Here is a 20409-nt window from a genome sequence, read left to right on the forward strand (position 1 = left end):
GAGCATAGCAAACTATGTGACCGGGGTGAGCGAGTGCAGCCAACAAAGAGGCAACTTGAAAGATAACGGGTATAAATCAATATATAAATAGTCTCATGATACAAGAATATTTTTTTATACTGCTTTAGATAATCAACCACTTGTCTGGCTTTTATTATGAATAAGCGCTCTTCATAAAATTGCACCTTAATCAGTTGGTGTCCAACTTTTGGGGTGCAGTTCAGCAAAAAAGGGTTTGCATTTATAAATGAATGTGAAATCCACATAATTTTTTAAATTCTTCTGATTGCCTCTTTTTTAAATGTGAGGAAATCGTATCAATCATTGATATCACTTTACGCTTGGCTGCTTCTTTATCACCGCCATTATGATTTACTTCTTCAATATAGGATGAGCATAACTTACAAAATTCAACTACTCTCTTTTCAAGGGTATTTGAATATTTGTCGATAAAATCATAATGGCGGTAATTATTAGCCCGTTTTAAGTAATCTGAATTTTGCATAGGTGTAGGTATGAATACTTCTTCTGAATTGAACCCGGCAATCTCCTTAGTATAACTTCTGTATATTGATTCTAATAATCGCTGATTTTTACTGGATATAATCATAATTAGTCCATAAAGCGTGATGAATGCGCCAATTAGGATATGATTTTGTTGTGAAGCAATTGGTTCAATTTTGTTAAATTTGTTGCTGTATTGTGATAAAATATTTATGTCCATATTAAAAGCTACTAAGATCCATATGATACCAACGCTCAGTAGAAGATAACCAAGTCCTCTCATTATTAACCCCCATTAGGATTATTGGGTAAAGTTACTTAGGTCTTACAATGAACCGACCATTTGCATATGACATAGCATAATTACCATTATTTTTTGTGTGAATAATGGCTTTATCGGTTGATAAAATCAGAAAATTTTCTGTTCTAAAACATTTGTTGCTGTAAGTTTAGGTATTTTATGTAATTCAGCCAGTAATATAACATAGGGATTGATTCATTTCATGAAAATTTTATTCATCCTTATTAGTCTCAGTTATTAAATTTGTTTCTAATTAACAAGAAATTTAATAAAATAGCAAGTATAGCAACTGCTATATAAATATAAGGCTACTAATCATTATCCGGATGATTGATAAGTTCATATGTATTGCATTGATATTATTAGCCTTAGACTAAGTTTTTGATGGAAATTACGAGTATTTTTCGATCTTATTGTTTAACAGAATAATTCCTATCTGAAATTTATTTTCATCTATTGAAATCTGAATCTCTTTATTGTGTTCTATGAAAGTTAATAGTTGCTTTGATTTGAAAGCATATTGGGATTTTTAGAAAGATGAATTTTTCTTCGTAATTTTATCCTGATCGGACTTGTTCAGCGTACAAGTGTACGCTAAAGTGCTACATAGCTATAGATGGAAATCCAGCAGATAAACATATTTAATGAGGTATTTAATGAAGCGTGTAGTGATCACTGGCTTGGGTATTGTTTCCAGCATTGGTAATAATCAGAAAGAAGTACTGGCATCTCTGAAAGAAGGCCGCTCCGGAATAACTTTTTCTGGAAAATTCAAAGAGATAGGAATGAGAAGCCATGTCTGGGGTAATGTAAAACTGGATACTTCCGGATTAATAGACCGAAAAATTCAGCGTTTCATGAGCGATGCCTCTGTTTATGCTTATCTGGCGATGGAAGAGGCAATTAAAGATTCTGGCCTAGCTGATGATCAGGTTTCCAATATTCGTAGCGGATTGGTAGTGGGTTCTGGTGGTGGTTCCCCGTATAACCAGGTTGCGGGTGCTGATGGGATGCGTACTCGTGGTTTGCGTGGTGTGGGACCTTATATGGTAACCCGCTCAATGGCTTCCGGTGTGTCAGCTTGCCTTGCAACTCCGTTTAAAATCAAAGGGGTAAACTACTCTATCAGTTCTGCATGCTCTACTTCTGCCCATTGCATAGGCCATGCAGCTGAACTTATTCAGTTAGGAAAACAGGATATTGTTTTTGCCGGTGGTGGTGAAGAACTCTGCTGGGAAATGAGTTGTGAATTTGATGCAATGGGTGCACTTTCAACGAAATACAACGAAATGCCAGAAAAAGCGTCCCGTACTTACGATAAGAGCCGTGATGGTTTTGTTATTGCTGGCGGTGGCGGTATTGTTGTTGTGGAAGAATTAGAGCATGCATTGGCACGTGGCGCACACATATACGCTGAAATTGTTGGTTATGGAGCAACATCTGATGGCGCAGATATGGTTGTTCCATCTGGCGAAGGTGCGGTTCGTTGTATGAATATGGCACTGCAAGGTGTGAAAGGTTCCATTGATTATGTGAACACGCATGGTACATCTACTCCTGCGGGTGATGTGAAAGAGTTGGAGGCGATCAGGGAAGTTTTTGGTGATACAACACCGGCAATTTCTGCAACAAAAGCGATGACTGGCCATTCACTGGGGGCTGCTGGTGTACACGAAGCGATTTATAGCCTACTGATGTTAGAACATGGTTTTATTGCACCAAGCATTAACATTGAAGATCTTGATGATAAAGCGGTAGGCATGAATATCATCACTAAACCTACTGAGCAAAAGTTGAATACGGTGATGTCCAATAGTTTTGGTTTCGGTGGTACTAATGCTTCTTTGGTGATGAGCAAGTATTCAGCTTAATTTCCCTCATCAGAGACTATTTCGATCGTGTCCAAACAACAATGGTCGTTATTTAATGCATCTTAGGTGACCGCGTGTAGCGAGTCACCTTTGTGTGTATGTTCCTGTTTTTGTATGTTGTTCGTATCTTGTCTGTTTCAACAGAAAAAGCCATTGTTAACAATGTTGAATACTCAATACTATTTAATAACTATTTAATAACTATTTAATAACTATTTAATAACTATTTAATAGTTATTGGGAGTTTTGAATCACCTATTTGGTAAAGATAGTATTTTGGCAAAGTGATTTTTGCTATGAATGTTGCAACAAACTTGGCGTGTTGTGTTATCCGTTTATAAGCATAAATTCAAACCTGTTTTGCTGAATTTTGATTGTGTATGAAATGTAATGTGAATATGGAAGTATATTCCTGTTACGGTAGGAAAGCCTATAATAATTATGATCTTGTAATATTATAGGCTTTTATTTATTACGTTTTGTTTTCAGTAGCCATTTGCTGAATACGGCGCTTACGGATAATTCTTAATATTGGTGGAGTAATCAGAACCAGAGCGGCAAGTATCAATAAGCTCTGAGTAATTGTGCTGCTCCACAGAATGCCAAATTCTCCATTACTAATAGAAAGTGCGCGACGTAAATTTTGTTCCAGCATTTCTCCTAATACGAAACCGAGGATTAATGGCGACATCGGGAAATTCATCTTCCTCAGAATGTAGCCAAAAATACCCAACCCTACCATCAACAGAAGATCAAATGTCGTACTGTGTATGGCATATACACCAACCGCTGAAACAGCAGCAATAGCTGGAACAAGGAACCAGAGTGGGATAGTGAGCATCCGTGTAAATAGACCTATCATTGGGATATTCATAATCAGTAGGATAATATTGGCAATCAATAAAGCCGCAATTAACCCCCAGACGATATCTGGCTGTTCAGTGAACATTCCCGGCCCAGGCGTAATATTATAGAGCGTTAATGCCCCCATCATAACGGCAGTGGTGCCTGAACCTGGTACTCCTAATGTTAGCATTGGAATAAAGGAGCCACAGGCCGAAGCATTATTAGCCGCTTCTGGTGCTGCTACGCCGCGAATATCACCTTTACCAAATGAATCGCTATTCCCACTGAGCTTCTTCTCAGTCATGTAGGTAATTGCGCTAGCAATAGTCGCTCCTGCACCAGGCAAAATACCGACAAAGAAACCGATAAAGGATGATCTAAGCGTTGGTATGGCGCATTCAGCCGCTTCCTTGCGATTGAACAGCAGACGGCCTGTTTTGCGGATAATGGTTTTGCCGGCGGAGGTACTCTCTAACATCAGCAAAATTTCGCTGACAGAAAACAGACCTATTACCACAACAATAAATTGAATGCCATCTGACAGATGAACATTGTCGAATGTAAAACGATAAACCCCGGTGTTGGCGTCTACTCCGACAGTTGCCAGACCCAATCCTATTAATGCTGCTAATAGTGATTTCAGCGGATTCTGACTCATCATGCTACCCAGACAAGCAATAGCAAAAACCATAAGTGCAAAATATTCAGCAGGGCCGAAAGCCAGTGACCACTGCGCCAGTAATGGTGCAAACAAAATAATGCCGAAAATTGCCAGCAAAGAACCACAGAAAGAACTCACCGCGGAAATAGACAGTGCCACACCTGCACGGCCCTGTTTGGCCATCGGATAACCGTCTAATGCGGTCATAATGGCAGCGGCATCACCGGGAACATTCAGCAGAATCGATGATATACGCCCACCATACTCACAACCGATATAAACGGTTGCCAATAAGATCAGGGCAGATTCAGCAGGCAGTTTTAAAGCGAAAGCCAGTGGCAGCAGAATCGCGACACCATTAATCGGCCCAAGCCCCGGTAGCAGCCCAACAATCGTACCGACAAAACAGCCAATTAAAGCAATAATCAGGTTTTGCGGCACCATTGCAACTTCAAAACCTTGACTGAGATACATCCAGGTTTCCATAAGTTCTCCGTCAGTTGAGCCAGCTACCGAGAGGCAGGGTTACGTCAAGTAAGCGGTCAAAGGCGAAATATAACGTGACGCCAAGGAACACCCCGGAAATGATTGCGGCAGGCAGTGTTGCGTTAAACAACAGCGCGACACTGAATGTCAGCAGCGCTGTAGCCAGAGGAAAACCAAGCCACTCGAATGACCAACCATAAACAACCAAAGAGAGAATCAACAGCATTAGGCGACGGATAACGGGGGCACTAGGCCAATTGCTTTGCTCCGGTTTTTTGAAAAGTAGTAGTAAAGCACAGAGTGCCATCAGAGACAGAATGATCATTGGGAAAGGTCTGGGCCCCAGGGGTTCATAAGTGTATTCGCTCTGAATTCCCCAACCAATAACTATCCCAATAGTACAGAGTACTAACCAGATAGTAGCAAAGATACGATCGCTCATGATAATGACTCTGTTATTTGGCTAAGCCAAAAGCTCTGGCTTGTTCACGATATTGTTCAACCTGTTTTTTCACATAGCGGTCCAATTCTTTGCCGGTCATGTTGAATTCGAACAACCCACGGATATCGCGTTGTTTTTTAAAAGCATCTGTTTGTTGTAGTTTATTAAAAGTATCAACCCACCATTGATACTCTTCGTCAGAAACTTTTGGTCCCATGTAAAATCCGCGGATAATCGGCCATACCAGGTCATAACCTTGCTCTTTGGCAGTAGGAATATTGGCTAAATCACCATCCAGTCGTTTATCTGCATAAACAGCCAGGACCCGGATTTTGTCTCCATTCAGGTAAGGTACCATCTCGCTTAGATCACCGGAAACTGCCTGGATATGATTACCCAGCAGGGCGGTGATAGGTTCACCACCTCCCTCAAATGCGACATAACGCATCTTGTGAGGATCAATTCCAACCTCTTTTGCCAGCAGTGCGGTTTTCATCCAGTCCTGACTACCGATAGAAGCGCCAGCACCAAATACAATGCTGTTGGGATTATCCTTAAAAGCATTCATCAAATCGTTCAGGGTACGGTAAGGTGAATCGGCACGGACAGCGATCATCCCATAATCAGTACCAACACTTGCCAGCCAGCGAACATCGTTAACGTTATAGCGACCAAATTTTCCCTGAGACAAATTGAGTAGAGAGCCGCCAGAGAAGGCGACAATGGTCCCCGCTTCAGTAGGTCGTTGTACGACGATAGCATTGTAAGCGACAGCGCCAACACCACCGGGCATAAAAGTGACACGCATAGGCTTGCTGATCTCTTTCGTATCCAGTAGTGAAACTTGGACCAGCTTGCAGGTCAGGTCGAACCCGCCCCCCGGTTTTGCAGGCGCAATACATTCGGTCCGGTTAGGTGCACTGGCAGCAAAAACACTGCTTGCGCTAAATAATAAAGCGGTTGCCGCTAACATCTTGATCGTTATAATTTTCATTTATTGGCTCTCATCAATACCCGTGTAAGATATAATCACTACAAACAGACCTGGTTGACTCAATTAGTAATAACAAAACCTTTCATTTACCTTTCATTAACAAGAAAAGTTGTTGATATGTGATTTCAATCGCTTAAATTTGCGTAGCGTTTCGCATTAATGAGTTTACAAATGGTTACAGACTTCCTTTTTTGTTTTGGTTTGTTGTAAGTTTCTCGTAGTTTTGATGTTGCTCTGTTTTACTCACGGTAAATTTACATTCGACTAAGGAGGTATAATGCAAATGGTAATTATTTATTTATGCAATGTGTCAAATTAAATGGAAAATTTATTGAATATAATCAGACTTTATATTGGGGAAATCTGAATTGAGGAAATGATGAGAAAATTGATTCTTTGTAGTGCTATGGGCAGTGCTATGGCTTTTGCTTTGGTGGGATGTAAAACAGAACTCAGTACTTCGGTATCTGTTAACCAACTGTTATCTGAACAAGTTAAAACGGTGACATCTGATTTGTTAGTTGAAGTCAGTGCTTGTGGTGATTATAAAGATTCCAGACAACCATCAAAATCTTTGTTAGACACTCAGGAAAAAGTACCGGCTATTTTTTCCAATGCGGAATACGTGGAATGTTTCAGAAAAAGTATGGATTCGTTTGCTCACTTTAAAGTTCCTGTAAGCGTAGGGAATTCAAGTATCACTGGTTCTACTAAGGGTATTCATCTTTACGGTAATGGTGCAGATATCTTGGTGATAAGCGTACCAAAAGAGATGAAGAAGAAAATTAGCCAGATAGATAGTTCAATGGCATCAAAGACCAAAATCTCAATTAATATTAAGAATGATACCGATGAAGTTTTAAAAATGACGGGTTTATCTGCATTTCTTAATGATAAAGATCCGATGGTGATATCGAATTTTAGTTTAAAAGTAGGCAGTGAAATAAAACTCACTTTGTCTAATGTCTCTGTGGCGTCTGTATTGGATGAACGTTTTGATTTTACTCCTGTACTCATGGCAATATCTGAGTAAATGGAAGCGGTAATAGAGATCTATTACTTAATTCAGTATGACAGAATACCCTGTTATTCATAGCGAGGTATTTTGGCATGAAAATGGAATTGAGTTAGTGTCTGACTATTTTTCAGAAAAATAGGTGTGGCGATATAAACTGGAAATATAGTTATGTCTGTAATTATATTTATACCCAATGGATTTCAAGATGCATCGAGACGGCAAGGGAGTGAATCCCCGGGAGCATAGCAAACTATGTGACCGGGGTGAGCGAGTGCAGCCAACAAAGAGGCAACTTGAAAGATAACGGGTATATATTAATCGATTAGATATTGAAGATATGCGCTTACTTTTAGTGGAAGACCACCCTGAATTATTGCATTGGTTGCAAAAAGCACTGAGCAGTTCAGGATTTGCCGTAGATGTTGCTAGTGATGGCATAGTTGCTGATCAATTATTACAGACAGAAAACTATGCATTATTGATTCTGGATGTTTCTTTGCCTAGGTTGGATGGACTTTCTCTGTTAGTTCGTTTGCGTAAGCGTGGGCAAAATTTGCCGGTATTATTATTAACGGCGAAAGCCGATGTTTCTGAACGAGTGAAAGGGCTTAATTCTGGTGCCGATGATTATCTGACGAAACCTTTTGATTTACAGGAATTGGAAGCACGTATCCGGGCATTACTTCGTCGTAGTGCAAGTTTTCTACAGGAGACGCTGACATTCGGTTCCCTTGTTTATCAGGATGATGGTTACTTTGTTCTGAACGATGAGCCATTGGCTTTGACACCAAGGGAATTTTCGGTTTTGACAACATTGTTCCATCGTCGGGGGAGGCCTGTTTCTAAACAACAGCTCTTTGAGCAGGTATTTGCACTATCAGATGAAGCAAACCTACAAAGTATTGAACTTTATGTACACCGGATTCGGAAAAAATTGTCAGGCAGTAATGTGGGGATCAGTACATTACGGGGATTAGGTTATCGTCTGGAGCACCAGAAAGATGACATGGTTTAAAGTACCGAACTCATTGTTTCATCAGTTACTCTTATTTTTTGGTGTTCCACTGTTTGTGTTGGGTTGTTTATCGGTTTGCACCCATTATTTTAGTGCAGAGAATGCGGCGACATTGGCTTATGACCGTACTTTATTGGCGTCTGCTCGAACTGTGGCAGAACGGCTGACTGTTAAAAATAACCAATTAATTGTCGATGTACCTTATGTGGTTCTGGATAGTTTTGAGCGAAATATGAATGATAGGCTGTTTTATCAGGTGTTATCACCCGAAGGGGAAATAATTTCCGGTTATGATGATTTGCCTTTGATCCCTAAAGATACGCTTCGCTCCAATTTATACACGGCTCTAGTTTATTTCTATGATGCTGAATATTACGGCCAGCCTATTCGGGTTGCTGCCCTTTATCAGCCGATCAATGAAGGGGGAATGATGGGAATGGCGTTGATACTAGTTGCTGAAACAGTGGCTTCCCGTCATTATCTTGCTCAACAATTATTAATATCTTCTTTGATGAGCCAAGGAACCGTGGTTGGGTTGACTCTGATTCTGGCTTATTTTCTGTTGAAGCAGTTACTTAAACCACTACATAAACTTTCTGGCGTCATGGTCCGTCGTCCCGCAAATGATCTTACTCCGTTACCGGATATGTTGCCTTGGTCGGAACTTTCCCCATTGTTATATGCATTTAATCGTTATATAGAGCGACTGAAATTGATGGTGAGTCGGCAGGAGAGGTTCAGTGCGGATGCTTCTCACCAACTTAGAACGCCATTAACAGTATTAAAAACTCAAGTAGCGGTAGCGCTTGCCAGCAAAGATCCAGCGCAATGGAAAGAAAGCTTACAGGCCATTGATAGTACATTGGATAACACTATCTCTCTGACGGATCGTTTATTACAACTTTCTCGTTTGAAAGCGCATGAAAAGGAGGCCGTTCGGGATTATAGGCCGGTTAATCTAGTCGAATTGTTGCAACAGGCATGTTTTTCTCGTTTGCAACAGGCTGAAAGTAAGAATATTGATTTGGGTTATGAAGGCGAAAATGCTCAATGGATCAAGGGGGAACCTGTATTACTGACGGAAATGTGTGCTAACTTATTGGACAATGCAATTAAATATACACCGGAAGGTGGCATTGTTACGGCTAGAGTGATTCTCAACTCTTGTAAGACATACTGTTATTTGGAAGTGGATGACAGTGGGCCGGGGATTGCTAAAGAAGACGTCAATTTGTCTCTGATGGCTTTTAATCGTCTTGATAATGCTGCGGGGCATGAAGGGGCAGGATTAGGATTAGCTCTGGTAAAAGATATCGGTATTTATCATGGTACTCATCCCCAATTATTGCCCAGTGAAACACTGGGCGGTTTATTAGTAAGAATCCCTTTTAGGCTTTCTGATGATTAATTTCCTGAGGTTTTTCTAATAAGAGGAGTACGTAGTTGCTGTGCCAGCATAACGCCTAATAACGTTATACCGCCACCAATCAGGTGGTAACTGTGCATCTCTTCATGCAGAACCAGAATAGCGATAATAGCTGTAAATATCGGCGTCAAATTCATAAATATGGCAGCAGTATTAGCGCCAAGTTTTATGACACCTTGTATCCATAAATAGGGAGCAATGATCGAGGCTGGAATACCGGCGAATAAGACTAACGAGATATTGCTGGCATTCAATTGAACATCTTTTGTCAACAGGAAATTTGGCAGTAATAGCAGGACACCAAAACTGATTTGTACATATAGGGATTGCCAGTTGGGTAATGGAATAGACCAGTGTTTGGTTAACACGCTATAAAGTGCGTAGGAGATGGAAGCAATCAACATCATCAATTCACCACGTCCTAAACCGTGTTGCAATAATGATATGGGCTCACCGGCGCTGACCAACCAGACTAAACCAGACAGAGATAAAATGGTACCGAGAGCAATACCGACAGTGGGGACAACACGTAAAACAAATATACTGATGACAACAGTCAAAAGAGGAATCAATGAGCTAAGGATTCCCATAAATGTTGCACTGATACTGTGTGCGGCGTAATAGGCCAGGCTTTGATAAAGCATCATACCAAGTGCGCCAAGAATTAATAATTTCCACCAATATTGACAGATTGTTTTCCATTGGCGAATGACAGATAGTACGACAAAGGGTGTTAATGTGAGAAAGGCTAGGAACCAGCGATAAAAAGAAATTGCAGCCGGATCAATAGCCGTAGCGGAGGCTTTACTCACCACGGCATTAATTGACCAAATCAAGACCGCCAGAAATGGGAAAATCATATTCATATAGATAAGTCGCATTGAGATAAAAATGAGTGTTTAGTCTAATGGTGTCTGATTCATTATATATAACGATAATCAGCCAATGGATAAGGCAATTGAGACAATATGACAGAAAAACTTCATATTCCTGTAGAAGTCATGGGTATTCCGGCCAGTATCTCTTTCCGTAACGAGTTATTCAGTGCGAATACTGAGTGTTTACGTCATACCCATCCATTTGGGCAACTTATTTATGTCGTTTGTGGTGTAATGGCAATGAATGCTGGAGGACAGCATTTTTTAGCTCCACCGCAATTTTGTGTCTGGATACCGGAAGGAATAGAGCATTCGGGATATAGTAGAAAAGCAATGAGATTTAGGGCAATAGATATTTCTCCTAAATGGGGGAAATTATTGCCGAATATTCCTTGTATTATCCGGCTTAACTCCATATTCAATGCGATTATGACTGACTGTTTTGAACGTAAATTGAAAATACCAGAAACAGAACAGGATTTACGGTTAGCTCAAGTGCTGATTGATCAGTTAATTCAATCCCCTGTTCAGCATACCTATCTGCCTTCATCTAAAGATAAACTTTTGGCGCCGATATTACAGGAACTTGAGAGTAATCCTGCTGACAATACGCCATTAGCGCAATGGGCAAAACAGCGTTATACCTCGGAACGTACTTTATCACGGCGTTGCCAGCAAGAATTGGGAATGTCATTTAGCGAGTGGCGGCAGAGGTTACGGTTTTTACATGCAATCTCTTTGTTGGAACAGGGGAAAACTGTTAATGAAGTTGCTTTTGATGTGGGTTACAGCTCATCTTCTGCTTTTATCGCTATGTTCCAGCAATTGGCAGGTACGACACCGGAGCGTTTCAGGAAAAGTTAACAACAAAAGAAGCCGTTATTATGGGTTTTGTTATGATTAAATGGCAAAATAGTTCGCTGCCTCTGTTTTAATGCCACAGGATGGATTAAGTGAAGATTCTGGTTGATGAAAATATGCCTTATGCTGATCAACTATTTCAGCAATTGGGGGATGTGCAAGCTATTCCGGGGCGTCCGGTGCCGGAAGGGGTATTGGATCATGCTGATGCCTTTATGGTTCGTTCAGTAACTAAAGTTAATGAAGAATTGCTGAAAGGCAGCGCGGTAAAATTTATCGGTACGGCAACGGCGGGGACTGACCATGTGGATCAATTGTGGTTATCTCAGGCTGGAATCGGGTTTTCAGCGGCGCCGGGATGTAATGCCATTGCTGTGGTTGAATATGTTTTCTCAGCGTTAATGTTGTTGGCTGAACGTGATAATTTTGAGCTTAAGGATAAAGTTGTCGGAATCGTCGGTGTCGGTAATGTCGGCAGTAGACTGGCGCAGCGGTTAGCTACTCTTGGTGTGCGGACACTCTTATGTGATCCGCCAAGAGCTGCCAGAGGGGATGTCGGTGAATTTTGTCCACTGGAAAAACTGGTCAAAGAGGCGGATATTCTGACATTCCATACGCCATTGAATCTATCGGGCCCATATAAAACACACCATTTGGTAGATGCTGAATTATTGTCAGCTTTGCCGGATAACCGCATATTGATTAATGCCAGTCGTGGTGAAGTTATTGATAATCAAGCGCTGCTTGCTGTGTTGAAACGTGGTAAGAAACTTAGTGTTGTTTTGGATGTTTGGGAGCCGGAACCTGACTTATCCCTACCCTTACTGGAATTAGTTGATATTGGTACACCGCATATCGCGGGTTATACCCTCGAAGGTAAAGCGCGTGGTACCACACAGGTATTTGAAGCTTACTGTGAATTCCTTGGTCAACCCCGTAAAGTGGCTTTATCTGATCTATTGCCAGAGCCAGATTTCAGTCGGGTTACCCTGCATGGAAATGTAACTCAAAGCACACTGAAACGGTTGATGCATTTAGTGTATGATGTACGCCGCGATGATACCCCGTTACGGCAAGTTGCCGGTCAAAAAGGGCAATTTGATTATCTGCGCAAAAACTATTTAGAACGCCGGGAATGGTCATCCCTAACTGTATGTTGTGATAATAGAGAGAGTGCTGAGTTGCTAGCTGCTCTTGGTTTCAGTACAGAACTGATTTAATCCGTGCAGAAATATATCTGCATGTCAGAAAGATAGATGGAGAAAACCAACATGTCAGAAGGTTGGAATATTGCCCTATTGGGTGCCACAGGGGCAGTAGGTGAAGCGATATTGGCGTTATTACAAGAGCGTCAGTTTCCCGTTGGTGAATTGTATCCTCTCGCCAGTGAGCGCTGTGCCGGTGAAAGCCTGCGTTTTAATGGTAAAAATTTTGTTGTTGGTGATGCTGCTGATTTTGACTGGTCACAGGTACAGCTCGCTTTTTTTGTGGCGGGATTGGAGGCCACGACACAATATGTTGAAAAAGCGACAGAAGAAGGTTGTTTGGTTATCGATAACAGTGGGTTGTTTGCTATGGAACCTGATGTACCTTTAGTTGTTCCGGGGGTGAATCCTCATGTTTTAGCGGATTATCGTAACCGAAATATTATTGCCTTGGCAGATAGTATGACCAGTCAGGTACTGACAGCCATTAAACCGCTGGTGGATGCGGCTGGAATTGCACGTTTGCATTTGACTAATCTGTTCTCTGTTTCTGTTCACGGCAAAGCGGCAGTTGATGAATTAGCCGGACAGAGCGCTCGTTTGCTTAATGGCATCCCACCGGAGCCAGGTCGTTTCAGTAAACAACTGGCATTTAATCTTTTGCCGTTGCCAACAGATGCTGAAGGTTCTGTGCGTGAAGAGCGTTGCCTTGTGGATCAGATACGCAAGATTTTACAGGATGAAGGATTACCCATTTCAGTGAGTTGCGTTCAGTCTTCCGTTTTTTATGGCAATGCTCAAGTAGTCCATTTGGAAACATTGCGTCCGGTTGGGGTGGAAGAAGCACGAGAAGAATTAGAGCGGATGATTGATATTAACGTTTCAGATGACGATGATTATCCAACGCCAGTGACAGAAGCATCGGGTAATGATGCATTGAGCATTGGTTGTCTGCGCCACGATTATGGTATGCCGGAAGTATTACAATTTTGGTCTGTGGCCGATAACATCCGGTTTGGTGGTGCATTAATGGCTGTTGAGACAGCGGAAAAACTGATTCAGGAGCAATTTTACTGATGTTCGGTACAGAACAAACAGAATCTGTGCCGGGTTCAAAGATGAAAATTGCATTGGGAATTGAGTACGATGGCAGCCGATATTATGGCTGGCAGCGTCAGCAGGAAGTAAAAAGTGTTCAGGGATGCCTTGAGGAAGCACTATCAAAAGTCGCCGATGAACCCATATCAGTATTTTGTGCTGGTCGGACCGATGCTGGAGTACATGCAACAGGGCAGGTTGTGCATTTTGAAACGTCTGTTCAGCGCAAGGATGCGGCGTGGACAATGGGCGTGAACGTACATTTACCACCAGATATTGCTGTTCGTTGGGTGAAAACCGTGGATGAGGGTTTCCATGCCCGTTTTAGTGCAACTGCCCGGCGATATCGTTACATTATTTTTAATCATCGTTATCGTCCGGCAGTGCTGGCCAATGGCGTGACCCATTTTCACTATCCACTGGATGAAAAGCGGATGCACCAGGCTGCGCAATGTTTATTAGGGGAAAATGATTTTACCTCTTTCCGTGCAGTTCAATGCCAATCTAAAACGCCTTGGCGTAATGTGATGCATATTAATGTCAATCGTTACGGACATTACGTCGTCATAGATATTAAAGCCAATGCTTTTGTGCATCATATGGTGCGTAATATTGCGGGTAGTCTGATGGAAATTGGTTGTGGGAATCAGGATATTAACTGGATGGCCCAGTTGCTTGCTTTACAAGATCGGACGAAAGCCGCTGCGACGGCAAAAGCAGCAGGGTTGTATCTGGTTGCTGTTGATTATCCGGCGCAATTTGATTTGCCGAGAGTGGTTATGGGGCCTCTGTTTTTGGCAGATGATCTGATTTAACATTTCTAGTTTCCGACACGGATGTTTTGGCATAGCGGGGAATATTATGGAATTTCTGACTCATTTTTTTGATTTTGCTAAATTTATTATTGATTTCATTCTCCATATTGACATTCATTTAGCCGAACTGGTCGCACAATATGGTGATTGGGTATATGGCATTCTGTTTCTGATTTTATTTTGTGAAACAGGGTTAGTGATTACTCCGTTTTTGCCGGGGGATTCGCTGTTATTTGTTGCCGGCGCTTTAGCGGCTCTGGGCTCAAATGATCTGAATGTGCATATCATGGTGGTATTGATGATTATTGCGGCTATTATTGGTGATGCGGTGAACTATGCTATTGGTCGCATCTTTGGCGAAAGGTTATTTACTAATCCAAATTCAAAAATTTTCCGCCGCAGTTATTTAGATAAAACACATGAGTTTTATGAAAAACATGGTGGTAAGGCAATTATTTTGGCGCGATTTGTACCAATTATCAGAACATTTGCACCATTCGTTGCAGGTATGGGGAAAATGTCTTATCGTCGTTTTGCTGCTTATAACGTGATTGGCGCACTAGTTTGGGTACTGTTATTCACCTATTCTGGTTATATATTCGGTGATATGCCAATGGTACAACAGAATTTGAAACTGTTGATTGTCGCTATCATCTTTATTTCAATCCTGCCCGGAGTGATTGAAATCTGGCGTCATCGTCGTACGGTGATGAAGCAGAAGAGTGATAACCGGTAACAGGTTTGAGCAGTTTTTTATCCACACTGTAATAGCATTGTGGTTTAATGGCACACAATAACAAAACTGGCATAAGCCAGATTCAGACGGAAAGATCATTCAATGAGCTGGATTGAAAAAATTCTTAATAAAAGCAACATTACCCAAACGCGTAAAGCGAATATCCCTGAAGGGGTTTGGACTAAATGTGATAGTTGCAGTCAGGTGCTCTACCGTGCTGAGCTAGAGCGCAATCTTGAGGTTTGCCCTAAATGTGATCATCACATGCGTATTTCGGCGCGTACCCGATTGGCTACATTCCTTGATGAAGGAGCAACGACGGAATTAGGGGGGGAATTAGAGCCAAAAGATATTCTTAAATTCCGCGATTCCAAAAAGTATAAAGATCGTATATCAGCGGCGCAGAAGCAAACCCAAGAAAAAGATGCGTTAGTCGTAATGAAAGGTACCCTGAGTGGTATGCCAGTTGTTGCTGCTGCTTTTGAATTTGCATTTATGGGCGGTTCTATGGCTTCGGTTGTTGGTGCCCGTTTTGTCCGTGCCGTAGAACAGGCATTGGCAGACAATTGTCCTCTGATTTGTTTTTCTGCCAGTGGTGGCGCTCGTATGCAAGAGGCGTTGATGTCACTGATGCAGATGGCGAAAACCAGTGCTGCTTTAGCAAAAATGCAAGAACGTGGTTTGCCTTATATCTCTATCATGACCGATCCGACAATGGGCGGTGTTTCAGCAAGTCTGGCGATGTTGGGTGATATCAATATTGCTGAACCAAAAGCATTGATTGGTTTTGCCGGACCACGAGTTATTGAGCAGACCGTTCGTGAAAAATTACCGTCCGGTTTCCAGCGTAGTGAGTTTTTGCTGGAAAAGGGAGCGATTGACATGATTGTTCGTCGCCCTGAAATGCGTGACACACTTGCCAGTTTACTTTCTAAACTAACCCATCAGTCGCAGCCAGGTATTAAGCCAATTGTTGCTGAATTAGTGGCAGAACCCGCTGATGTTGAGGTGGATATTCAAATAAGTACCAATAAAGAAGATGTCTGACACTTTACAAATTCCTCAAACCACGTCGCCATTGATGACGTGGCTTTCCTACCTTGGGAACCTGCATACTACGGCCATTGATATGGGGCTTGAGCGTGTGGGGAAACTTGCCCGAACTTTGGCGTTGGTTAATCCTGCACCTAAGGTGATAACCGTATCCGGTACTAATGGTAAAGGTACTACCTGTTGCACGATAGAATCTATTCTGTTGGCGGCTGGGCTGAGAGTGGGTGTTTACAGCTCTCCGCATCTTGTACGTTATACCGAAAGAGTTCGTATTCAGGGTAAAGAATTACCTGAACAGGAATTCTGTCGTGTATTTGCGGATATTGAATCTCGTCGCGGTGATATTTCGCTGACTTATTTTGAATATGGCACATTAACGGCTTTGCAACTGTTTAAACAAGCTTGTCTGGATGTGGTCATCTTAGAAGTAGGCTTAGGTGGGCGACTGGATGCGACAAATGTTGTGGACGCCGATATTGCCGCTATTACCAGTATTGCAATTGATCATATTGATTGGTTGGGTGCTGATCGCGAACATATTGGTCGTGAGAAAGCAGGGGTTTTCCGTAAAGATCGCTTTGCCGTGGTTGGTGAGCAGGATATGCCATCTTCTATTGCGGAAGTTGCGGGTGAATTAGGTGCTGAGTTGTTCCGTTGTGGCATTGATTGGCGTTTCTCTCAACAGGATAAAAACTGGCACTGGCAATCTGATGATAGGCTGTTTAGCAACCTACCTTTGCCAAATGTTCCTCTGATGAATGCCGCAACGGCGATGGGTGTTATTTGTTGCCTGTTACGACAAGATGATAAAGTCAGTCGAGCTATTAATGAGAGTGCAATCCATCAAGGGTTGCAGAATGCGCAGTTACCTGGGCGTTTCCAGATAGTTCGTGAAAATCCATTGTTGATCTTGGATGTGGCTCATAATCCCCATGCAGCGGCTTATCTGGTACAGAAATTGGCCCAGTTGCCCCGTCAGCCGGGCAGTAGAATCCTTGGTGTAGTGGGTATGCTAGGTGATAAAGATATTGCCGGTACACTGACTTGCCTGTCACAGCAAATAAATGAGTGGTATTGCGCTCCATTGACTGAACAGCGTGGTGCAGATGCACAGACACTGGCTCAGCATCTTGGACAGCCACAGGTATTTACTGATGTGGAAAGTGCTTGGCATCAGGCGATGGCTGATGCTGATGAGCAAGATATTGTTGTCGTTTGTGGCTCATTCCACACGGTAGCGCATGTTATGGAGGCTCTGGACAGGGAGAAAGGAAGTGGCAAGTAAATTTCAGAATCGTTTGGTTGGTACAATTGTATTGGTAGCATTGGGTGTCATTGTGCTGCCTGCGTTGTTAGACGGCAACAAGAAATATAACGAAGATAAATTTGCATCAATTCCCTTGGTTCCAAAGCCAGGGGATGAGCAAGAAATTGACTCTATACCTCCTCTTAATCCACCAATATTATCAGTGCCTCTGGAAGATGAGACAGAGGCATTGCAGCCAGAAACACTGGAGCAGCCGGAAATACCATTGGTTACCAATCCTCAACCTGCGCCGATAGTCCCTCCTGCTGTTCAGCCAGAAGTGAAGCCTCAACCACAGATTAAGCTTGAACCAAAACCAGATACTAAGCCGCCGGCACCGGCGCTTAAACCTAAACCAGACATTAAGTCAGAGCCGAAACCTGAAGTTAAACCGGTTGAAACAGCCCCGCAAGGGCAGGCTTATATCGTACAACTGGGTGCTTTGAAAAATGCCGGAAAGGTAGATGAAATCGTTGCCAGACTACGTTTGTCTGGTTATCAGGTTTATACGGTTCCTTCATCTCCGGTTCAGGGGCAATTAACGAGAATATATGTCGGTCCGAACGCTTCTAAGCAACAACTTGACTCGGCATTATCAGAATTGAAAAGTTTGACTGGATTACAAGGGCAGGTAAGGAGTTACAGGCCGTAATAAAAGTGGGTGATGCCTATGTGACAAATAGGACAACTATCATGAAGAAGTAAATATTAAGTGACTGCGGCGATGATGATTATTCAAATTCGTCGCCTTAATTATTTTCAGTAGGATAGGAAATCTGCTACGCAAACGTTTTCGTTTTCTGTTAGAATGCACCTGAAACGGATGCCGAGGTGTCTATTTTGGAATTAAAACATGGTTTGGATTGATTACGTTATTATCGCCATTATTGGCTTCTCGGCATTAGTTAGCCTGATTCGTGGGTTTATTCGTGAGGCATTATCACTGGTCACCTGGGGATGTGCTTTCTTTGTGGCAAGCCATTTTTATACTTACTTAGCGGTCTATTTCACCCGTTTTGAAGATGAATTGGTACGTAACGGGATTGCTATTGCGTTGCTGTTTATTGCTACTTTGATTGTCGGTTCCGTGGTGAACTATGTGATAGGTTCTCTTGTGCAACGGACTGGATTGTCAGGTACTGATCGAGTACTAGGGGTCTGCTTTGGGGCATTGCGTGGTGTGCTGATTGTCGCTGCTATTCTGTTTTTTCTGGATACATTTACACCATTGGCTCGAAGTGAGGATTGGAAACAGTCACAATTGATCCCACAGTTCAGTCATATCATAAGGTGGTTCTTTGACTACCTGCAAAATGCGTCAAGTTTCTTGCCGGAGAAATATACCTCTCCGTTTGGCTGATGAGGAAGAACTACATGTGCGGTATTGTTGGTATCGTCGGTTTTACACCGGTTAACCAGTCGATTTATGATGCGTTGACGGTGCTTCAGCACCGTGGGCAAGATGCTGCGGGCATTGCCACTATTGATGGTAACAATGGGTTTCGTTTACGCAAAGCCAATGGCTTAGTGAGAGACGTATTTGAAGCCCGGCATATGCTGCGTTTACAGGGAACGATTGGGATTGGTCATGTTCGCTACCCGACAGCGGGCAGTTCCAGTGCATCGGAAGCTCAACCGTTTTATGTGAACTCTCCATTTGGTATTACATTGACACACAATGGTAATTTGACGAATGCTCATGAGTTGAAGAAAAAGTTATTTGAGAATGCCCGTCGCCATGTGAATACCACGTCAGATTCTGAGATTTTGCTTAATGTTTTTGCTAGTGAACTGGATTGTTTCCAGCATTATCCATTGGAGCCTGACAATATTTTTGCGGCAGTAGCGGCAATGCATAAACAGGTGAGTGGTGCTTATGCCTGCATTGCGATGATTATTGGTCATGGGTTAGTTGCTTTCCGTGATCCGCATGGTATTCGTCCGTTGGTTTTAGGTAAGCGTACTTTGGATGATGGCCGTAATGAGTATATGGTCGCTTCTGAAAGCGTTGCATTGGATACGCTAGGCTTTGAATTCCTGCGGGATGTTGCATCAGGTGAAGCGATTTATATTACTGAACAAGGTCAGTTATTTACTCGTCAATGTGCTGAAAATCCTTCTCTGACCCCCTGTTTATTTGAATTTGTCTATTTGGCTCGCCCAGATTCCTTTATTGATAAAATTTCGGTTTATAACGCCCGCATACGGATGGGGCATAAGCTAGGGGCGAAAATTGCCCGCGAATGGGAAGACTTACATATTGATGTGGTTATTCCAATCCCCGAAACATCTTGCGATGTTGCGCTAGAAATTGCGCGCATACTCGGTAAACCCTATCGTCAGGGATTTGTGAAAAACCGTTATGTTGGTCGGACATTTATCATGCCTGGGCAACAGGAACGCCGGAAATCAGTCCGCCGTAAACTGAATGCTAATCGAGCAGAATTCCGTGATAAAAATGTGCTATTGGTAGATGACTCTATTGTGCGTGGTACAACGTCAGAACAGATTGTTGATATGGCTCGTGAAGCCGGCGCGAAGAAAGTTTATCTTGCTTCGGCAGCACCGGAAGTACGTTTCCCGAATGTTTATGGCATTGATATGCCCAATGCAAATGAACTGATTGCTCATGGGCGTGAAGTGGATGAAATTCGCCAACTTATTGGTGTAGATGCATTGATATTTCAGGATTTAACCGATCTGATCGACGCTGTTCGTGAAGAAAACCCGGATGTTGATGGGTTTGAGAGTTCAGTATTCAATGGCGTTTATGTTACCAAAGACGTTGACCAGACTTATCTCTATTATCTGGAGAATCTGCGTAAAGACGATGAAGTAAAACTGAATAATCAGAATGAAATTGAAAATCTGGATATCTATAATGAAGGTTGAT

19 protein-coding genes are annotated in these 20409 nt (G+C 42.3%); 14 read left to right on the top strand and 5 right to left on the bottom strand.

Annotated features, from left to right (window positions below; genetic code table 11):
• Nucleotides 1-241 precede the first annotated feature (241 nt).
• Nucleotides 242-787, bottom strand: coding sequence for a hypothetical protein (locus LG003_RS10840; RefSeq protein WP_112876284.1), 546 nt, complete (start codon nt 785-787; stop codon nt 242-244).
• Between the two features lie 674 nt (nt 788-1461).
• On the opposite strand from LG003_RS10840, the gene fabB reads away from it, so the two are divergent.
• The gene (gene fabB / locus LG003_RS10845) at nt 1462-2676 is read left to right on the top strand and encodes a beta-ketoacyl-ACP synthase I (protein ID WP_112876283.1); all 1215 of its coding nucleotides are present in this window, start codon (nt 1462-1464) and stop codon (nt 2674-2676) included.
• 472 nt (nt 2677-3148) lie between these two features.
• On the opposite strand, the gene LG003_RS10850 is transcribed toward fabB, so the two are convergent.
• The 3 genes from LG003_RS10850 to LG003_RS10860 are packed head-to-tail and all read right to left on the bottom strand — an operon-like array spanning nt 3149 to nt 6105.
• Nucleotides 3149-4669, bottom strand: a complete 1521-nt coding sequence (locus LG003_RS10850) for a tripartite tricarboxylate transporter permease (RefSeq protein WP_112876282.1) — start codon at nt 4667-4669, stop codon at nt 3149-3151.
• A gap of 10 nt (nt 4670-4679) precedes the next feature.
• The gene (locus LG003_RS10855; protein WP_112876281.1) at nt 4680-5111 is read right to left on the bottom strand and encodes a tripartite tricarboxylate transporter TctB family protein; all 432 of its coding nucleotides are present in this window, start codon (nt 5109-5111) and stop codon (nt 4680-4682) included.
• A gap of 13 nt (nt 5112-5124) precedes the next feature.
• On the bottom strand, nt 5125-6105 hold the full coding sequence (locus LG003_RS10860; protein ID WP_112876280.1) for a Bug family tripartite tricarboxylate transporter substrate binding protein: 981 nt from the start codon (nt 6103-6105) through the stop codon (nt 5125-5127).
• Between the two features lie 376 nt (nt 6106-6481).
• Between LG003_RS10860 and LG003_RS10865 the strand changes: the two genes are divergently transcribed.
• The 3 genes from LG003_RS10865 to LG003_RS10875 all read left to right on the top strand — a co-directional run bounded on the left by LG003_RS10865 (nt 6482) and on the right by LG003_RS10875 (nt 9546).
• Nucleotides 6482-7138, top strand: coding sequence for a DUF7424 family protein (locus tag LG003_RS10865; RefSeq protein WP_112876279.1), 657 nt, complete (start codon nt 6482-6484; stop codon nt 7136-7138).
• A 322-nt stretch (nt 7139-7460) separates the two neighbouring features.
• Complete coding sequence (tctD, locus tag LG003_RS10870) at nt 7461-8138, top strand: transcriptional regulator TctD (protein WP_112876278.1); 678 nt, start codon at nt 7461-7463, stop codon at nt 8136-8138.
• Nucleotides 8125-9546, top strand: a complete 1422-nt coding sequence (locus LG003_RS10875; RefSeq protein ID WP_112876277.1) for a sensor histidine kinase — start codon at nt 8125-8127, stop codon at nt 9544-9546. The genes tctD and LG003_RS10875 overlap by 14 nt, the downstream gene beginning before the upstream one ends.
• Here LG003_RS10875 and LG003_RS10880 read toward each other — a convergent pair.
• Nucleotides 9543-10430, bottom strand: coding sequence for a DMT family transporter (locus tag LG003_RS10880; RefSeq protein ID WP_262980705.1), 888 nt, complete (start codon nt 10428-10430; stop codon nt 9543-9545). The two genes, LG003_RS10875 and LG003_RS10880, sit on opposite strands and share 4 nt — an antisense overlap.
• Nucleotides 10431-10532: 102 nt before the next feature.
• On the opposite strand from LG003_RS10880, the gene LG003_RS10885 reads away from it, so the two are divergent.
• The 10 genes from LG003_RS10885 to purF all read left to right on the top strand — a co-directional run bounded on the left by LG003_RS10885 (nt 10533) and on the right by purF (nt 20408).
• Complete coding sequence (locus tag LG003_RS10885; RefSeq protein ID WP_112876275.1) at nt 10533-11306, top strand: AraC family transcriptional regulator; 774 nt, start codon at nt 10533-10535, stop codon at nt 11304-11306.
• A gap of 89 nt (nt 11307-11395) precedes the next feature.
• Complete coding sequence (gene pdxB, locus LG003_RS10890; protein WP_112876274.1) at nt 11396-12523, top strand: 4-phosphoerythronate dehydrogenase PdxB; 1128 nt, start codon at nt 11396-11398, stop codon at nt 12521-12523.
• Between the two features lie 51 nt (nt 12524-12574).
• Nucleotides 12575-13585, top strand: a complete 1011-nt coding sequence (locus tag LG003_RS10895; protein WP_112894720.1) for an aspartate-semialdehyde dehydrogenase — start codon at nt 12575-12577, stop codon at nt 13583-13585.
• 41 nt (nt 13586-13626) lie between these two features.
• Entirely contained in the window at nt 13627-14421 is a 795-nt protein-coding gene (truA, locus tag LG003_RS10900; protein ID WP_262980727.1) for a tRNA pseudouridine(38-40) synthase TruA, read from the top strand.
• A gap of 46 nt (nt 14422-14467) precedes the next feature.
• Nucleotides 14468-15157: a DedA family protein gene (locus LG003_RS10905; protein ID WP_112876271.1), complete on the top strand. Its 690-nt coding sequence runs from the start codon at nt 14468-14470 to the stop codon at nt 15155-15157.
• Nucleotides 15158-15259: 102 nt separating this feature from the next.
• Nucleotides 15260-16204 carry an acetyl-CoA carboxylase, carboxyltransferase subunit beta gene (gene accD, locus LG003_RS10910; RefSeq protein WP_262980706.1) on the top strand — a complete coding sequence of 315 codons (945 nt, stop codon included), beginning with the start codon at nt 15260-15262 and terminating at the stop codon, nt 16202-16204.
• Entirely contained in the window at nt 16197-17495 is a 1299-nt protein-coding gene (gene folC, locus LG003_RS10915; protein ID WP_262980707.1) for a bifunctional tetrahydrofolate synthase/dihydrofolate synthase, read from the top strand. The genes accD and folC overlap by 8 nt, the downstream gene beginning before the upstream one ends.
• Complete coding sequence (gene dedD / locus LG003_RS10920) at nt 17485-18168, top strand: cell division protein DedD (RefSeq protein ID WP_262980708.1); 684 nt, start codon at nt 17485-17487, stop codon at nt 18166-18168. The genes folC and dedD overlap by 11 nt, the downstream gene beginning before the upstream one ends.
• 201 nt (nt 18169-18369) lie before the next feature.
• Nucleotides 18370-18876: a colicin V production protein gene (gene cvpA, locus LG003_RS10925; RefSeq protein ID WP_036778783.1), complete on the top strand. Its 507-nt coding sequence runs from the start codon at nt 18370-18372 to the stop codon at nt 18874-18876.
• A 14-nt stretch (nt 18877-18890) separates the two neighbouring features.
• Nucleotides 18891-20408 (top strand): amidophosphoribosyltransferase, encoded by a 1518-nt coding sequence (gene purF, locus LG003_RS10930; RefSeq protein ID WP_112876267.1) that lies wholly within the window; start codon nt 18891-18893, stop codon nt 20406-20408.
• The last annotated feature ends 1 nt before the right edge of the window (nt 20409 follow it).

Source organism: Photorhabdus kleinii (assembly GCF_025384885.1).
Classification (GTDB): Bacteria; Pseudomonadota; Gammaproteobacteria; order Enterobacterales; family Enterobacteriaceae; genus Photorhabdus; species Photorhabdus kayaii.

What these genes read in the sequence shown, in the direction of transcription:
- LG003_RS10840 (WP_112876284.1), bottom strand. Translation starts at nt 787, where the DNA reads ATGAGAGGACTTGGTTATCTTCTACTGAGCGTTGGTATCATATGGATC.
- fabB (WP_112876283.1), top strand. Translation starts at nt 1,462, where the DNA reads ATGAAGCGTGTAGTGATCACTGGCTTGGGTATTGTTTCCAGCATTGGT.
- LG003_RS10850 (WP_112876282.1), bottom strand. Translation starts at nt 4,669, where the DNA reads ATGGAAACCTGGATGTATCTCAGTCAAGGTTTTGAAGTTGCAATGGTG.
- LG003_RS10855 (WP_112876281.1), bottom strand. Translation starts at nt 5,111, where the DNA reads ATGAGCGATCGTATCTTTGCTACTATCTGGTTAGTACTCTGTACTATT.
- LG003_RS10860 (WP_112876280.1), bottom strand. Translation starts at nt 6,105, where the DNA reads ATGAAAATTATAACGATCAAGATGTTAGCGGCAACCGCTTTATTATTT.
- LG003_RS10865 (WP_112876279.1), top strand. Translation starts at nt 6,482, where the DNA reads ATGATGAGAAAATTGATTCTTTGTAGTGCTATGGGCAGTGCTATGGCT.
- tctD (WP_112876278.1), top strand. Translation starts at nt 7,461, where the DNA reads ATGCGCTTACTTTTAGTGGAAGACCACCCTGAATTATTGCATTGGTTG.
- LG003_RS10875 (WP_112876277.1), top strand. Translation starts at nt 8,125, where the DNA reads ATGACATGGTTTAAAGTACCGAACTCATTGTTTCATCAGTTACTCTTA.
- LG003_RS10880 (WP_262980705.1), bottom strand. Translation starts at nt 10,430, where the DNA reads ATGAATATGATTTTCCCATTTCTGGCGGTCTTGATTTGGTCAATTAAT.
- LG003_RS10885 (WP_112876275.1), top strand. Translation starts at nt 10,533, where the DNA reads ATGACAGAAAAACTTCATATTCCTGTAGAAGTCATGGGTATTCCGGCC.
- LG003_RS10895 (WP_112894720.1), top strand. Translation starts at nt 12,575, where the DNA reads ATGTCAGAAGGTTGGAATATTGCCCTATTGGGTGCCACAGGGGCAGTA.
- truA (WP_262980727.1), top strand. Translation starts at nt 13,627, where the DNA reads ATGAAAATTGCATTGGGAATTGAGTACGATGGCAGCCGATATTATGGC.
- LG003_RS10905 (WP_112876271.1), top strand. Translation starts at nt 14,468, where the DNA reads ATGGAATTTCTGACTCATTTTTTTGATTTTGCTAAATTTATTATTGAT.
- accD (WP_262980706.1), top strand. Translation starts at nt 15,260, where the DNA reads ATGAGCTGGATTGAAAAAATTCTTAATAAAAGCAACATTACCCAAACG.
- folC (WP_262980707.1), top strand. Translation starts at nt 16,197, where the DNA reads ATGTCTGACACTTTACAAATTCCTCAAACCACGTCGCCATTGATGACG.
- cvpA (WP_036778783.1), top strand. Translation starts at nt 18,370, where the DNA reads ATGGTTTGGATTGATTACGTTATTATCGCCATTATTGGCTTCTCGGCA.
- purF (WP_112876267.1), top strand. Translation starts at nt 18,891, where the DNA reads ATGTGCGGTATTGTTGGTATCGTCGGTTTTACACCGGTTAACCAGTCG.